At 71.7% G+C, this 14,375-nt stretch carries 14 protein-coding genes; 9 read left to right on the top strand and 5 right to left on the bottom strand.

What is annotated here, in order from left to right; genetic code table 11:
- The first annotated feature begins 4 nt into the window (after positions 1–4).
- The 3 genes from F7Q99_RS29785 to F7Q99_RS29775 are packed head-to-tail and all read left to right on the top strand — an operon-like array spanning position 5 to position 4,220.
- Positions 5–1,699 carry a hypothetical protein gene (locus tag F7Q99_RS29785; protein WP_153467012.1) on the top strand — a complete coding sequence of 565 codons (1,695 nt, stop codon included), beginning with the start codon at positions 5–7 and terminating at the stop codon, positions 1,697–1,699.
- A complete protein-coding gene (locus F7Q99_RS29780; RefSeq protein WP_195911305.1) occupies positions 1,696–3,804 on the top strand; it encodes an integrase in 2,109 nt (702 codons plus the stop codon). Before F7Q99_RS29785 ends, F7Q99_RS29780 begins: the two co-directional genes overlap by 4 nt.
- Positions 3,801–4,220: a hypothetical protein gene (locus F7Q99_RS29775; RefSeq protein ID WP_230210990.1), complete on the top strand. Its 420-nt coding sequence runs from the start codon at positions 3,801–3,803 to the stop codon at positions 4,218–4,220. The genes F7Q99_RS29780 and F7Q99_RS29775 overlap by 4 nt, the downstream gene beginning before the upstream one ends.
- Before the next feature lie 221 nt (positions 4,221–4,441).
- Here the strand turns inward: F7Q99_RS29775 and F7Q99_RS29770 are convergent, their stop codons facing one another.
- From F7Q99_RS29770 to F7Q99_RS29755, 4 genes are all read right to left on the bottom strand, one after another.
- A complete protein-coding gene (locus F7Q99_RS29770) occupies positions 4,442–5,431 on the bottom strand; it encodes a DUF1259 domain-containing protein (RefSeq protein WP_153467011.1) in 990 nt (329 codons plus the stop codon).
- Between the two features lie 129 nt (positions 5,432–5,560).
- Complete coding sequence (locus F7Q99_RS29765) at positions 5,561–6,601, bottom strand: YncE family protein (RefSeq protein WP_153467010.1); 1,041 nt, start codon at positions 6,599–6,601, stop codon at positions 5,561–5,563.
- Positions 6,598–7,392 carry an ABC transporter permease gene (locus F7Q99_RS29760; protein ID WP_326847324.1) on the bottom strand — a complete coding sequence of 265 codons (795 nt, stop codon included), beginning with the start codon at positions 7,390–7,392 and terminating at the stop codon, positions 6,598–6,600. Before F7Q99_RS29760 ends, F7Q99_RS29765 begins: the two co-directional genes overlap by 4 nt.
- On the bottom strand, positions 7,389–8,129 hold the full coding sequence (locus tag F7Q99_RS29755) for an ABC transporter ATP-binding protein (protein ID WP_326847323.1): 741 nt from the start codon (positions 8,127–8,129) through the stop codon (positions 7,389–7,391). The genes F7Q99_RS29760 and F7Q99_RS29755 overlap by 4 nt, the downstream gene beginning before the upstream one ends.
- A gap of 62 nt (positions 8,130–8,191) precedes the next feature.
- On the opposite strand from F7Q99_RS29755, the gene F7Q99_RS29750 reads away from it, so the two are divergent.
- From F7Q99_RS29750 to F7Q99_RS29730, 5 genes are all read left to right on the top strand, one after another.
- The gene (locus F7Q99_RS29750; protein WP_153467555.1) at positions 8,192–8,710 is read left to right on the top strand and encodes a Chromate resistance protein ChrB; all 519 of its coding nucleotides are present in this window, start codon (positions 8,192–8,194) and stop codon (positions 8,708–8,710) included.
- Positions 8,707–9,138 (top strand): chromate resistance protein ChrB domain-containing protein, encoded by a 432-nt coding sequence (locus tag F7Q99_RS29745; RefSeq protein ID WP_326847322.1) that lies wholly within the window; start codon positions 8,707–8,709, stop codon positions 9,136–9,138. Before F7Q99_RS29750 ends, F7Q99_RS29745 begins: the two co-directional genes overlap by 4 nt.
- A gap of 176 nt (positions 9,139–9,314) precedes the next feature.
- The gene (gene chrA, locus F7Q99_RS29740; RefSeq protein WP_326847321.1) at positions 9,315–10,520 is read left to right on the top strand and encodes a chromate efflux transporter; all 1,206 of its coding nucleotides are present in this window, start codon (positions 9,315–9,317) and stop codon (positions 10,518–10,520) included.
- Positions 10,521–10,582: 62 nt separating this feature from the next.
- Positions 10,583–10,957 carry a hypothetical protein gene (locus F7Q99_RS42775; RefSeq protein WP_153467008.1) on the top strand — a complete coding sequence of 125 codons (375 nt, stop codon included), beginning with the start codon at positions 10,583–10,585 and terminating at the stop codon, positions 10,955–10,957.
- Between the two features lie 644 nt (positions 10,958–11,601).
- Entirely contained in the window at positions 11,602–12,294 is a 693-nt protein-coding gene (locus F7Q99_RS29730; protein ID WP_153467007.1) for an ester cyclase, read from the top strand.
- 487 nt (positions 12,295–12,781) lie between these two features.
- Here the strand turns inward: F7Q99_RS29730 and F7Q99_RS29725 are convergent, their stop codons facing one another.
- On the bottom strand, positions 12,782–13,495 hold the full coding sequence (locus F7Q99_RS29725) for a DUF4386 domain-containing protein (RefSeq protein WP_153467006.1): 714 nt from the start codon (positions 13,493–13,495) through the stop codon (positions 12,782–12,784).
- Between the two features lie 73 nt (positions 13,496–13,568).
- Between F7Q99_RS29725 and F7Q99_RS29720 the strand changes: the two genes are divergently transcribed.
- The gene (locus tag F7Q99_RS29720) at positions 13,569–14,357 is read left to right on the top strand and encodes a TetR/AcrR family transcriptional regulator (RefSeq protein ID WP_407697883.1); all 789 of its coding nucleotides are present in this window, start codon (positions 13,569–13,571) and stop codon (positions 14,355–14,357) included.
- Positions 14,358–14,375 lie beyond the last annotated feature (18 nt).

The following is a 14,375-nucleotide window of genomic DNA, read 5'->3' as shown; positions in this document are numbered from 1 at the left end:
CGACGTGCTCGACAACGATGGGCTGGTCGTCCGTCACGCCAATACCGCCGGGCGGATCGTGGTGTACGACTTCTCCCTCCTGCCGGTGGGGGCGGCGATGCAGCGGTCGCTGGCCGCCGTGTTCGCCGGCTCATGCACACCCCGGACATGGGCCTCGCACTCCACGGGGAGAACGGCCTGGCGGTATGTGCGCCGGTTCGCCGACTTCCTGTCGACCATGCAGCGCCCGCCGGCGGACCTGGACGAGGTGACGGTGGCGGTGTGGAACGAGTGGGTGATGAGCCGACCGGCGACGGGAGCGGGGCGTCTGGACGTGGTCAGCGTGGCCAGGCTGCTGCGGCAGGACGCGCGGCTGCAAAGCGGTGCCGCCGGCGAGGCGCTCGCCCGCCGCAGCCGCAAGCCGGCGAGTTCGGTGGCGTCCTACGCCCCGGCGGAGTTCGACCAGGTCCGGCTGGCCGCCCGCCGGACCTTCCGGGCTGCGCGGCTGCGGATCGCCGACAACGCCCGCCATCTTCAGCGGTGGCACAACGGCGAGTTCCGCGAGGGCGGCGACGACTGGCTGCTGGGCGAGGCACTGGAGTGTCTGGCCCGCACCGGCGACGTCCCGCGCTACGCGCCCAAGGGGATCGCGGCCGCCGGTGTCGTGCACCGCTACGTCCGAGTGCTGGGCGGGCAGGGCGGGGACCGGACCTGGCAAAGGCTGTTCCTGTCCCTTCACGAGGCGACGGCGCTGGGGGTGCTGCTGCTGGCGGAGTTCGGCTGGAACCTGGCCGTGATCAGCTCCCTCGCGGTGCCCCAGGCCTCGCCGGATCCGGGCGAGGACGGCGCCCGGACCTACCGGATCGAGCTGGAGAAGCGGCGCCGTCCGGCGGGCCGCCAGTTCGAGACGCGCAACGTCACTGACGACGGCGCGGGCTCGAAGGGCCGTCTGATCACCGAGGCGCTCGAAGCTACCCGGTTCGCCAGAGCCGCCGTCCAGGAGCTGGCTCCCGGCAACAAGCTGCTCATCGTATGGAGGACGAGTGTCGCGGTGCGGGGGCTGGCGGACCTCGACCGGGAACCCCCGCTGGGGCCATTCCGCTTCGGCATCGAAACCAGGGCCGCGATGGCGTGGGCACGCAGGGAAGGGCTGGACGGATCACCGTTCCAGCGCGGCCGGCGGACGGTGAACGCCTTGTACCGGCGCGAGCCCGGGCAGAACAGCCAGGCCACCCACGACAGCACCTACGTACTGACCGACCCGCAGGTCAGGCACGACGCCCTACCGGTTATCGCGGCCGGCGCCGAGGAGGCCGCCGAGCGTGCCCGTCGGGCCGTACTCGTGGCCGAAGTCCGCGACCAGGCCGACCCCGGCGACCTGGAAACCGCGACCGCCGACTGCCACGACTACACCAACAGCCCCTACCCGGGCGCCAGCGGAAGCTGCGCGGCGTCGTTCCTGATGTGCCTGGGCTGCACCAACGCCCGCGTCCACCCAGGACACCACGCTCGGCTCGCCCACCTGCACCACGCCTTGGACAACCTGCGCACGGCCCTCGACCCCGCGGTGTGGCACGGCGCCTGGTCCGATACCTTCGCGCGCCTGGACGACCTCAAGTCCAAGGTCGGCTCCGGCCCGTGGGCCCAGGCTCTGGAACGCGTGATGGACGCGGACCGTGCGATCGTCGGCCACTTGCTGACCGGAGAACTCGACACGTGACCACCGCACCCAGCACCTCGGGCCGCCTCCTTCCCGCGCCGCACAGCCCGGTCGTCCCGCCGCAGCGCGCCGCCGGGGCCAACGCGCACCTGAACTCCCGCTTCGCGGACGACGTCTGGTCCCTCGCACCACTGATCGAGAACCCGAGCACGGGGACGTCATCGATCCACTGGCGCAACTGCCCCGAGCCGTTCCAGGCGGAGCTGCGGCTGCTGGTGTGGACGCTGATCAACAAAGAGCTCCGCCCGACGTTCCTACGCGAGCGTGCCCGGACCCTGCGCTCGCGCACCAGCGTCGCCGGCACCACGACGACCGTGCGCGTGTGGATGCACCTGGCCCGGTGGCTCACGGGCCGCGGCCTCGACACCCTCGCCGACTGCGATTCCGGTGTGCTCGACGCCTACGCCACGCACCTGCGCGAGCGCGGTGGCAGCCGGAGCTCCGTCGCCCAGGCCCTCCTGGCCCTGACCCGGCTGTGGGCCTTCGACGAACTCACCGCCCGCCCGGTCGGGATCGGAAGGCCGCCCTGGGACGAGCACGGCGTGGACGACTACCTTCCCGCCGCGACCACGAGAGGCGGTGAGAACGCCACCGAGGCCATCGCCGAGACGACGATGGGGCCCCTGCTGGTGTGGGCGATGCGCATGGTCGACGACCTGGCCGACGACATCCTCGCCGCCTGGGCCGAACACCAGCAGGTCCCCGTCGTCGCCAAGGCCACCACGCCGACCGAGACCGGCCTCGCAGCCCTCGACGCCTACACACACCGGCTCGACGCCACCGGCGCCCTCGTTCCCGTGATCCGCTACCGAGGCCGGATCGTCCTCGCCCGCCAGTACATCGCCGTGCTCACCGGGGCCTCCATGGACCAGGTGAACCTCTACGCCAAGCGCGGGCTGACCCGGGCGGCCCGGCTGAGGCCGGGACCGTGCCCCCTGCGTACTCCGATCAGGGGAACCGTCCACGGACAGCCGTGGCGCGAAGCGGTGAACCTAGACGAGGCCGCCACCCTGATGCGCCACCTCGGCACGGCCTGCTTCATCGTCATCGCCTACCTCACCGGCATGCGCCCCGGCGAGGTGCTGGGCCTGCACACCGGCTGCTGCCCCAACCCGCCGCCGGAACCAGACGGCAATCCGGGCCGCCACCTCATCCGCGGCCGCGAGTTCAAGACCGCCCGCGACGAGGACGGCAACCACCTCTCGCGCGGCACCGAGCGCGCCCTGCCCTGGGTCGCCATCGCCCCCGTCGTCAACGCCATCCGGGTCCTGGAACGCATGGTCCCCGACGGCCACCTGCTCTTCGACAGCCGCACCCACCACTTCGCCACCGTCCGTCCCGCAACCGGCTCCCTCGTCGCAGGAGCCATGGTCCGGCGGATCGAGGACTTCATCACCTGGGCCAACACCGAAGCCGCCCGCCACGGCCTCGCCCGTGAGACCATCCCGCCCGACCCCCACGGCAGGGTCGCCAGCGCCCGCTTCCGCCGCACCCTCGCCTGGCACATCGCCCGCCGGCCCGGCGGCCTCGTCGCCCTCGCCATCCAGTACGGCCACCTGCGAACCACGATCTCCGCCGGCTACGCCTCCCGCTCCCGCGACGGCATCCACGTCCTCCTCGACATCGAGACCGTTCGTGCCGTCGGCGACACTGTCACCGGCCTGCACCAGCACCTCGAAGATGGGGGCGGCATTTCCGGCCCGGCAGCGCGCCGCGCCATCCAGGCCGCCGCCCGTGCCCCCGAGTTCGCCGGCACCGTCATCACCGCCACCACCGCCCGCCGCTACCTCGCCAACGACGACCTGCTGATCTACGACAACCCCCACACCCTGCTGATGTGCGTCTACAAACGCGACCAGGCCCTGTGCCACCGAGACAGCGCCGCCGCCACCCCCACCCTCGACCACTGCGTCGCCGGCTGCCCCAACATCGCCCGCACCGATCACCACGCCGACCATCTGCGCGACCGGGCCCGAGCCCTTGCCCGGAAGGCCGCCCACCTGCCGGTGCCGCTCGCCCAACGCCTCACCACGACCGCCGAACGTCTGGACGCCCTCGCCGACCGCCACCACTTCGACCGCCAGATCCTCCAGGAGGGGCCGTGACGCCGGTGTCCGACGAGCGCGACCGCATCGTCGCCGCGATCGAGCGCATCCTCACCGGCGCCCCCGAACACTCCAACGGCGCGCTGACCATCGTCGCGCTCGCCCAGGAGGCGGGCGTCCCCCGCAACGCCCTCACCCAGCGCCACCTCGACCTGAAGAACCACTTCTACGACCGGGTCCGCGAGCGCGGGCTGGTCCCGGACAGCGAGACCCGTCTGCGCAAGCAGATCGTCAGGCTCAAAGAGCTGAGGGCGAGGGACGCCGAGCAGCTTAAGGAACTGCGGGCCGACGTCCAGGGCCTGGTCCAGGTCGTCAACCAGCTCACCCTGGAGAACCAGCAGCTGCGGGACGCACTCTCCTCGCCCGCGGGACGGGTGCGCGCGCTGCCGCTCCGGTCCGGCCCCGGCATGGCCTGACGTCGCCCGACCAGGCGGCCGTCTCAGGAGAGGCAGAGCTCGACCATGAGGGCCGTGAGCCCGGCGGGCAGGGGGTACGGGACGGTGCGCCGGGTCGCGGGTGGGGGCGGTTCCCCGGCGATCGCGCTGGGGAAGACGGTGGGTGGGATGCTTCGCCTTCGGTGCCGGGGCGGGCCGGGATGTCCCGGCCGGCCCCGGCGGTGTGCCGGTGACGGCTCGGGTCAGGCCGGGGTGGTGTTGGTGGCGTCCACCGCAGCGCGCAGGGCGCGGGCGAGGACGACGGCGTCCTCGACGGCCCAGAAGTGGCAGTAGAAGAGGCGGGGTTCGTCCATCAGGCCGTGGTTGTGCAGCTCGACGACGTTGATGCCGCCGTGCCGCAGGGCGGTCAGGACGTCCTGGACCTCGTCGGCGGTCATGCAGAAGTCGCCGTTGATCGCGGCCCTGCCGCCGCCGAGGGGCTGGAAGTTCAGGGCGGTGGTGACGCCCATGGCCGGGGGCAGGATGCGGCCGTGTTCGGTGACGGTCTCGCAGCGTTTGAAGGTGAACTTGTAGATCCCGCCGTCGTTGACGCCCTTGGCGTCGAGGGCGTCGTCGATGCCGACGGTGTCCAGGTCGAGCGCGGGCGGCGGCCCTGCCGGGACGGCCGGCGGGATGGCGGTCGTGTCCAGGGCGCTCTTCAGGGCGCGGGCCAGGACCGCCGGGTCCTCGGCCATGCCGTGGAAGTGGGTCCACCAGATCGCCGGTTCGTGGGCGAGCAGGTGCTTGTGGATCGCGGTCTGTTCCAGGCCGCCCGCGTGCAGGGCGTCGGTCGCCCGCTGCAGTTCGCCCTCGGTGACCACCAGGTCGCCCATCATCAGCGTGCGCCCGTCCTGGTAGCGGGCGAACACCGCGTAGCCGCCCAGGGATAGGCCCGGCTTGATGGTGACGCCGTAGGAGGTGACGTGCAGGTCCCGGCGTGGAAGGCCCACCTTGTACACCGCGCCGCCGTTCACCGTGCCGGAGCGGCTCAGCACGTCGGCCACGCCCTGCCAGTCCGCGTTCGTCGTGGGCACCGGCTGCAAGGCAGCGTGGCCGCCGTGGTGGCCCGGCTCGGCCTGGGCCGCCGCCGCTCCCGCGCCGACCAGCACCGGCGCCACCGCGGCGGCCGTCAGCAGCCGGCGCCGCGAGGGGCTCGCCGCCGCGTCCCCCGTCCGAATCCGCTTCGAGCTCATGACATCAGACCCTTCGTCAGACAATCGGGCGAAGTTATGCAACCACGGTTTCATTAATGGGAGAAGGAGGCGCAGTGAGCGGACGGAGGAAGGACGCGGATCGCTGCGGTCCTGCTGCTGGCCGCTTGCTCAGTGCGTGGCGGTCATGGTGAGCAGGGCGGGGTGGCCGCCGTCCCTGTGGGGGACGGGGTAGTAGGTGCGGTGGGTGACGGGGTCGACGGCGACGACGTGGGCGCCGTCGGCGAGGTGGGCGCGGCCGGTGACGGTCAGGTGGCGGGCCTGGTTGTCGAGAACGGTGACCCAGCCGGACTCGGCGGCCACGTAGAGGCGATGGGCGGCGGAGTCGTAGGCGAGGACGTCCGGGTCCTGGCCGACCTCGTCGGTGCCGGTGACCTGCCAGGTGGTCAGGTCGAGGGTGAGCAGTCGGGCGTTGCCGTCGCAGGCGACGAAGGCGATTCGGTCGTCGGGGGCGAGGGTGAGGCCGTGGTCGTGGTCACAGCCGGGCAGCGGGACGCGGCGGGTGACGGTGAGGGAGACCGGGTCGATAACGGCGAGTTCGTTGCTGCCCTGGGCGGCCACGAGGATCTGGCCGCTGGCGGGGTCGTAGGCGTTGTTGCCGGCCTCGTCGCCGACCTTGACGGTGCCGCGGACGGCGCCGGTGGCGGCGTCGACGACGGTCTCGGAGCCGCCGCTCTCGTTGGTGGTCCACACCGTGCCGTGGGCGGGGTCGTAGGCGAGGCCGTCGGGGAAGTCGCCGGTGGGGGAGCGTCGCAGGACCTGGCCGGTGTCCTCGTCGATGGTGGCCAGCTCGTTGGCGCCGGTGGCGGTGGCGAACACCCGGTGCAGGGACGGGACGGCGAGGACGCCGTGCACGCTGCTCAGATCGGGGATGGTGCGCACCACCTGGTTGCTGCGGGTGTCGACCTCGATGACCTCGCCGGCGCCGAGGTGGGCGATGAACAGCAGGCCCCGGTCGGCGTCCAGGCTCGCGTAGTCGAAGCGGGAGCTGTCGCCGGGCAGGGTGAGGGATTCGACCTGCTGGAGCGGGAGGTCGACGCGTGGCGGGTTCTGGCTTCGGGTGAGGACGAGGCCGAGCGCGATGCCGGCGGCGGCGAGCAGGGCGGCGGCGATCGTGATCACCGCGCGGCGGCGGAGGAACGGGGTGGTCATCGGCGGGCCTCGTCGGGGTCGGCGGCGGGGAGTGGGCGCAGGCGGTGGGCGTCGTCGAACAGGGCGCGTTCGGCGAGGCGGGCGGCGGTGAGCGCGGCGAGGGCGGCTGCGGCGAGCAGCATGTACATCACGACGATCTGGTAGCGGATCGCGGTCAGCGGATCGACGCCGGCCAGGATCAGGCCGGTCATCGCGCCGGGCAGGCTGATCAGCCCGACGGTCTTGGTGGAGTCGATCGCGGGGATGAGCGCGGTGCGCAGGGTCGAGCGCAGGTGGGGCGCGAAGGCGTCGGCGGCGGGCAGGCCGAGGGCGAGGCGGGCCTCGATGGCGGGCCGGGCGGTGCGGGCCTCGTCGCGCAGGCGCACCAGGACGAGGGTGGTGGCCTGCATGGCGCCGGAGACGACCATGCCGCCGACCGGGATCACCACCCTCGCCTGCGAGTCGATCACGCCGAAGAGGAGCAGTGTGCCCAGGGTCGCGGCGGTACCGACGGCGGCGGCCGTGGTGGCGATCGGCAGCGCGCGGGGCATGCCAAAGGCGCGGTGGGCGGAGACCCTTCCGGCGATGAGCACCATGAGCGCCAGCCAGCCGACGCCCCCGGCGAGGCCGGTGTGCCGGAAGACGAAGACCAGGATCGCGCCGACGGCCGCGAGCTGGACTCCGGCGCGGACGGCGGCGATCGCGATGTCCCGGGCAAGGTGCAGCCGTTGGCGCCAGGCGACCAGGACGGCGAGCAAGACCAGGGCGAGGGAGGCGGCGACCCCGGCCCAGGTCGGCACGGCGGGGTTCACGTCCCCTCCTGGAGGTAGTCGATGTCTTCGGCTGGCCCGGCGGCCACCAGTTGCCCGTCGCGCAGGACCAGCACGTGGTCCGCGATCCGGCGGGCCTGCGGCGTGTTGTGACTGACCAGCACCACGGCCAGCCCGCCCGCGACCAGGTCCTTGATCGTGTGCTCGACCGCTTGCGCGCTGGCCGCGTCCAGCGCCGACGTCGGCTCGTCCAGCAGTAGGACCTGGGGCTCGACCGCGAGCGCCCGCGCGAGGCAGACCCGTTGGGCTTCGCCGCCGGACAGCCCGGCCGTGGCCCGCTCCAGCATCCCGGCGGGCAGGCCGACCCGTTCCAGCAGCGCGGCGGCACGCTCCTCTTCGAGGTCCGTGCGGCCGACCCGCAGGTCGTCCAGCACACGATCGGTCAGCAGTACCGGCTGCTGGCCGACCAGGGCGACCCGGCGGCGCAGCTCCAGCACGTCCAGCTGCGGCAGCGGCCGGCCCTGGAACCGCACGAGCCCGGACGTCGGCTCGGCGAGGCGGTTGAGCAGCCGCAGCAGGGTGGACTTGCCGGCGCCCGAGGGGCCGACGAGCGCGGTGCACGCCGAGGCCGGGATATCGGCGCAGACCTCGTCCAGCAGCACGCGGCCGTCGCGGCGCACGGTCACGTGGTCTAGGGCGAAGGCCGTGCCGGGCGCATCCACCGTCGGTTTCCCCTTGAGCGCGGTCGCGGAATTGACGAAACCCAGGTTACAGTTCACCGGAGGCGGGTCGTTCGGACGTGGACAGCACGGAGGTGGTCGCGGTGACGGACCAGGGAGCCATGGAACACCCCCCTGTCGCCCAGCTGGCCCCGGGGCAGTGGGTGCTGCTGTCCTACCGGATGCCGCGCGAGCCCTCCACGCCGCGGATCGCGGTGTGGCGCAAGCTCAAGCAGCTAGGCGTCGCCCAGATCTCCGACGGCCTGGTCGCCCTGCCGGCCGACGCCCGCACCCGCGAGCAGCTGGAGTGGGTCGCCGAGGAGGTCACCGAGGCCGGCGGCACCGCCGGCATCTGGCTGGCCCAGCCCGCCACCCTCGCGCAGGAGCGCGAGCTGGCCGCCGCCATGGCGGCGGCCCGCGCCGAGGAGTACCGCAAGGTCACCGAGGAGGCCACGGCGCTCGGAGGACAGCTGGAAACAGACCGCCTGCGCGGGGTCCGCCGCCTGCGCGCCGAGCTGCACCGGATAGGGCGGCGCGACTACTTCCCGCCCCGCGAACGCGACCTGGCGCGCGCCGCCGTCGAACACCTCGTGGCAGCCTCCGCCACGCCCTCGAAGAAGAGGCCGGTGACGCAGTCGTGAAGTGGGCGACCCGGGCCGGGGTGCACATCGACCGCGCGGCCTGCGCATGGCTGATCCGCCGGTTCATCGACGCACAGGCGCAGTTCGTGTTCGTCGGCGACCCCGCGGCGGTGCCACCGGACGCGACGGCCTTCGACATGCGGGGCGTGGACCTCTCCCACCACGGCGACGACTGCTCCTTCGAGACCATCCTGCGGCGCTACGACCTCACCGATCCGGTGCTGTGGCGCATCGCCGAGATCGTCCACGAGGCCGACCTCGACGACCAGCGCTACGACGCCCCCGAGGCGCCCGGCTTCGACGTCGCCCTGCGCGGCCTGTCGATGGTCTGCACCGACGAGCAGACCCTCGCCGTGACGGGGCCGCTGTTCGACGGCCTGTACGAGTACGTCAAGCGCGGCCTGCTCCTCGGCAGGGAACCCGCCTGACGGCGCCGGGAGCCGGGCCGGCCCGCGCTCCTGATCTTCCCGGGGGCCTTCCGGCGCGCGAGGCCCCGGGCTGCCGCCCCATCGGCATGGGCCGCGAGGTGCTTCCGACTTTCCTGCGGCTTCGGGCGCCATGATCAGCGTTGATGTCATCATGTAACCCTGGTTACATTGAACGGGTGAGTAGCCCCAGCGCATTCCACGGCATCCCGGACGACGAAGCGCCATCGGTACCGACGCCTGTGCCGGCGGCCGACGGCGCCGGGTTCACAGCGGTGCTGCGGTACTTCCTGCGCCTGGGAACCTGGGGGTTCGGCGGGCCGATCGCCGTGGTCGGCTACATGCAGCGCGACCTCGTCGAACAGCGCGGCTGGATCGCCAGGCAGGACTTCCTCGACGGCGTCGCCCTCGGCCAGACCATGCCCGGCCCACTGGCCGCCCAGGTCGCCATGTGGGTCGGCTACCTCAAACGCGGCGCCCTCGGAGCCGCCGCCACCGCGCTCGCCTTCATCGGCCCGTCGTTCCTGATGGTCTCCGCCGTGGCGGCGGTGTACTCGCACTACTCCGGACTGAGCGTCGTCCAGTCGCTCTTCTACGGCATCGCCCCCGCCGTCATGGCAATCATCGCCATCGCCGCCTACAAGCTCCTCCGGCTCACCAACACCAAGGACTGGCGCGCCTGGACGATCAGCGCCGTCGTCTTCGCCGTCACCGCCACCACCGGCCGCGAACCGATCTACCTCATCGTCGGCGCCGGCCTGCTGCTGATCCTCCTCGACGCCCGGCCCGCCCTGCGGTGGCCCCGCTTCGGCAACCGGCTGAACGGCATCGGCCCACTGCCGCTCGCCCTCGGCACGCTCGGGACCGGCGGCACGCTGACCTCGCTCGGTCTGTTCTTCCTCAAGACCGGCGCCCTCGTCTTCGGCTCCGGGCTCGCCATCGTGCCGCTGCTGCGCGAGGGCGTCGTCACCCAGCACCACTGGCTCACCCAGGCTCAGTTCCTCGACGCCGTCGCCATGGGCCTGATCACTCCCGGCCCCGTCGTCATCACCGCCGGTTTCATCGGCTACCTCGTCGCCGGCCCCACCGGCGCCCTGGTCGCCACCGTCGCGATCTTCACCCCGATCTACCTCGGCGTCGTCATACCCGGCCGCTGGTTCGTCCGCCACCGCGACAACCACCAGGTCAAAGCCTTCGTCACCGGCGCCACCGCAGCCGCAGCCGGCGCGCTCGCCGGAGCCGTCGTCGTCCTCACCCGACAGGCCGTCACCGACCTGCCCACCACCGCCATCGCCCTGGCCACCCTCGGCCTGCTCTGGCGCTTCAAGATCCCCGAACCGTACGTCGTCCTTACCGCCGGAGCCCTCGGCCTGGCACTCCACTGACCGCCCGGCCCCAGGGCACCATCAGCACCACCAGGGACGCCCCACCGAACGGAAGACCCCACATGGCCGCCGCCGACGTCGTCTCCACCACCACGTTCAGCCACGCCCACATCCTGCTGACCGCCGCCGTCACCGCCGTGATCGCCCTCGTCGGCGCGGCCTGGCGCCTGCCCCGGTCCGCCTGGCAGGACATCGCCGCCGTAACCCTGCTCTCCGGCCTCTCGGTCTTCCTCTGGCGCACCTCCGCGAACATGCCCCAGCTGAACGACGACGGCCTGCCCGGCTTCTCCGCCAACGACTGGCTCGCCCCCACCCTCACCTACGTCTTCCTCAGCGTCTATGCCAAGCTCCGCCCGCCCGCGGACCCCCGCCGCTACGGACAGGCCCAGGCGATCGCGGTCCTCTCCTCGCTCGCTGTCAACGTCATTACCATCTGACTACCAAGCCCGCCTTCCACATCAAGGACGGCATCGAGCATTGCCTGACCAGTCAGACCTTCAACACGTTGAACTTGACAGGGAACCTCTACACCCCCGGAACGCTGCGCCCGGCCAAGCTGCACGCCGCCCTGCCCGACGGCGAGGAGGCCCAGTGACCGCCGCCCCGCTCACGATCGTGCCCAGCGACCGGAGCGACCGGCTCGCGGAATTGCTGAGCACTTCCCTGATGATTTGGTGAGTTCAAACGTCAGGGCGGCGTCGGTTGGCCAAGTGGCAAGTGGTGTGGGTACCCGATGTTGGCCGGTGGGGCGCGTTGCCACCCGAGGGGGTTCTTGGGATTCAGGATCTGCTGGCGGGGTTGCCCCGGATCGGACTGCGGCCCGGTGATCCTGTGTTCGTCGGCCTGTGGGGATTCACGGCTCTTTGCGGGATGTCGGTTCCCGCGCATGGCCTACTGTCCGTTCTCTCCGCCGTGCGGCGGTGCGGCGATGCGGTGCCCCGATTTCTCCTGCTGGGTCGCATGGAGGGGGCGGGGCCCGGTGCCCCGACTCTCCTCGGCGCCGAAGCGCGACGTGACACCCCGGGGCACAGTGGAGTCGCCACGTTGGTAGGCGAGGCATGTCAGAGGGAGAGGGTTCACGATGACCTTTGTGCAGATCGTCGAGTGCCGCACGGAGCGGCCGGACGAGCTCAACCAGCTGATGGACACCTGGATCGAACAGACTCAGGGCAAGCGAACCGCGACCCACACGATGGTCGGTTCCGACCGGGAGGACGCCCGGCACGTCGTGGAGATCGTCGAGTTCCCCTCGTACGAGGCGGCGATGCGCAACTCCGCCCTGCCGGAGACCGACCGGATCTTCCGCGAGATGGTGGCCCTGTGCCAGGAGCCGCCCACCTTCACCAACCTGGACCTGGTCCGCGACGAGCAGCTCCTCAAGGACGCGGCCCGCCGACTGCTGCTGGAACCCGCGGACGGGGACATGTCCGTCATTGACGACCTGGTCGCACCGGACTACCGGGACCACGACCCGTCGGTGGACGGCGACACGGTCGGCCCTGCAGCCGTCAAGCAGATGATCGAGGGCTACCGTCGCGCCTTCGATTTCACCTTCGACATCCAGAGCCAGATCGCCGAGGGCGACCAGGTCGCCACCCGCTGGATCTGGCGCGCTACGCACATCGGCGAGTACATGGGCATCCCGGCCAGCAACAAGACGATCGAGTCCTCCGGCATGACGATCTGGCGGTTCGAGGACGGCAAGGCCAAGGAAGGCTGGTGGAGCTGGGACGCCGTCGCCATGATGCGCCAGATGGGCATGATGCCCGGCTGACCGCTGGTACGACGGGCAGGGCCGGCCGCTCCCGCGGGCGGCCGGTCCGCCTCGTTCTGCGAGGACGAAGGTCACCGCCGAGAAGGCGCGGCAGCCCTGATCCGCGCGTATTCGCGACCCGCCCGGTGCAGCGCAGGCGGTGGGTCACGGCTGACTCGTGCCCCGGTCGGCCCAAACCCGCCGGGTGCTTTTGGCGACTGCACCGCGGCAGGGCGCATGGAGGAGGAGGTCTGAGCCACGGCGCCGACACCACCGACGCACGCGAGCACTACCCACTCCTCGACCAGGCGGTAGCACTCCGAGGAGGACGACCGGCACCGGCCGGTCAGGCCCTGGCCGAGCGGGACAACGACCCGCCCGGCACTCCCACGCACATCGAGGCGGCGAGGTTGGTGCGGGGCGTGCAGGGTGCAGTCAGTGCGCCTCTGGGCAGTCGGAGCCTTGGTGGATGGGCGGCCGCCCGGACGGGGCGGCCGCGCGAGTCCGGCTACAGCGCTGCTGGCTGTGGGGTGCTCGGGGACGGTGCTGAGGCGGGGTGCGCCTCGGTCGGAGCCCGGAAGCCCTTGATGAGCATGAAGAGGGCGAGGCAGATCTCCCACGCGAAGACGGGGATGGCGGCGAGCGCGGCCCAGACCGAGATCTGCTGGATGAGGCCGAACATCTGGGCGGCGCCCGAGGCGAACACCAGAGGGCCACCGATGAGTCCCAGCACGGGGATGAACCGGGGAACGAGCCGGGAGCGGTGCAGCAAGGAGGCCAGGAGCACGGTGTTGGTCCCGCACGCCAGGCTCGGGCCCACCAGGAAGGTCCAGTTGTGGAGGGCGACCATCGCCTCCCCGAGCGGGACGGCGCCGGGCTGGGCGGCGTGACCGTGGCGCATGGTCACCACGGAGAGCAGCGGGACGATGCCGACGGCGATGACGCCGGCCTCCAGGGTGCGCAGCCCGACGTAGCCGAGGGCCACTGCTTCATTCGTGCGCTTGACGACGGGGAACAGCGCGACGGAGGTGCCGACGATGGCCAGCGCCAGGACGACCTCGAGAAAGGCGCCGAGGAGCACTTGTGTGTCGGGGCCCGAGCCGGTGATGAAGCTGGCGTCGTTGAGGACCGGCCCGTACAGGATCAGCGCCGGAACGGATGTGACGTGGGTGATGAGAAACAGAACGCCGGCGGCGGCGGCGGTTCTTCGGGTGGATGTCATGGCAACCCCTCGGAAAGCAGAGGCATACGGTGTACACCTTGGAGGATTCGAACATAGGTGTACCCTGTACACCGTGTCAAGCAGCCAACGTTCCCGCCTCACCCCGGCCCAGCCGGACCCCTCCACCGCATCCGTCCGGCCGTCCGGCCGGACACGGCTCAACCGGGACCGCGTCCTGCGCGCCGCGGTCGCACTCGCCGACACGGCCGGCATCGACGCGGTGAGCATGCGCCACCTCGCCCAGGGGCTCGGAGTCGTGCCGATGGCGCTCTACAAGCACGTGGCCAACAAGGAAGAGCTGCTCGACGGCATGGTCGACGTCGTCATCGGCGAGATCGACCCGCCCGCCGATGATCCGAACTGGAAGCGGGCGGTCCGAGGACGCGTCCTCTCCGCGCGGCAGGCCCTGCTTCGTCACCCATGGGCACCGCCGGTGATCGAGTCCAGGGGCCAGGCCTCACCGACGGTCCTGGACTACATGAACTCCCTCATCGGCGCCTTCCGCGCCGGCGGACTCTCCGCCGACCTCACCCACCACGCGATGCACGCACTCGGCAGCAGGATGTGGGGCTTCACCCAGGAGGTGTTCCCCACGCCCCCGCCGCCTGCCGACCCCGAACTGCGTGAGCGCATGTTCCGCGAAGTCGCCCAGCGATACCCGCACATCGTCGAGATCGCCACCGCCGGAGCCCACGAACCCGGCTCCGCCGTCGGCAGCGCCTGTGACGACCAGTTCGAGTTCGAGTTCGCCCTCGACCTCCTCCTCGACGGAGTCGAGCGACTCCACCAGCAGTCGTGGAGCTCCACACACGCACGCGACCGCGGCCAAGGGACGCCGGACCGGGATTCGCCCGAGAGGTGACGAACGATCACCACCTCA

The sequence above is a fragment of the Streptomyces kaniharaensis genome (genome assembly GCF_009569385.1).
GTDB classification, from domain to species: Bacteria; Actinomycetota; Actinomycetes; order Streptomycetales; family Streptomycetaceae; genus Kitasatospora; species Kitasatospora kaniharaensis.
This window is presented reverse-complemented; position numbering and strand designations above follow the sequence as displayed.

Bases quoted from the DNA above. Each gene is read 5' to 3' on its own strand.
- F7Q99_RS29770 (WP_153467011.1), bottom strand. From the start codon at position 5,431: ATGAGCTCGAAGCGGATTCGGACGGGGGACGCGGCGGCGAGCCCCTCG.
- F7Q99_RS29765 (WP_153467010.1), bottom strand. From the start codon at position 6,601: ATGACCACCCCGTTCCTCCGCCGCCGCGCGGTGATCACGATCGCCGCC.
- F7Q99_RS29750 (WP_153467555.1), top strand. From the start codon at position 8,192: ATGGAACACCCCCCTGTCGCCCAGCTGGCCCCGGGGCAGTGGGTGCTG.
- F7Q99_RS42775 (WP_153467008.1), top strand. From the start codon at position 10,583: ATGGCCGCCGCCGACGTCGTCTCCACCACCACGTTCAGCCACGCCCAC.
- F7Q99_RS29730 (WP_153467007.1), top strand. From the start codon at position 11,602: ATGACCTTTGTGCAGATCGTCGAGTGCCGCACGGAGCGGCCGGACGAG.
- F7Q99_RS29725 (WP_153467006.1), bottom strand. From the start codon at position 13,495: ATGACATCCACCCGAAGAACCGCCGCCGCCGCCGGCGTTCTGTTTCTC.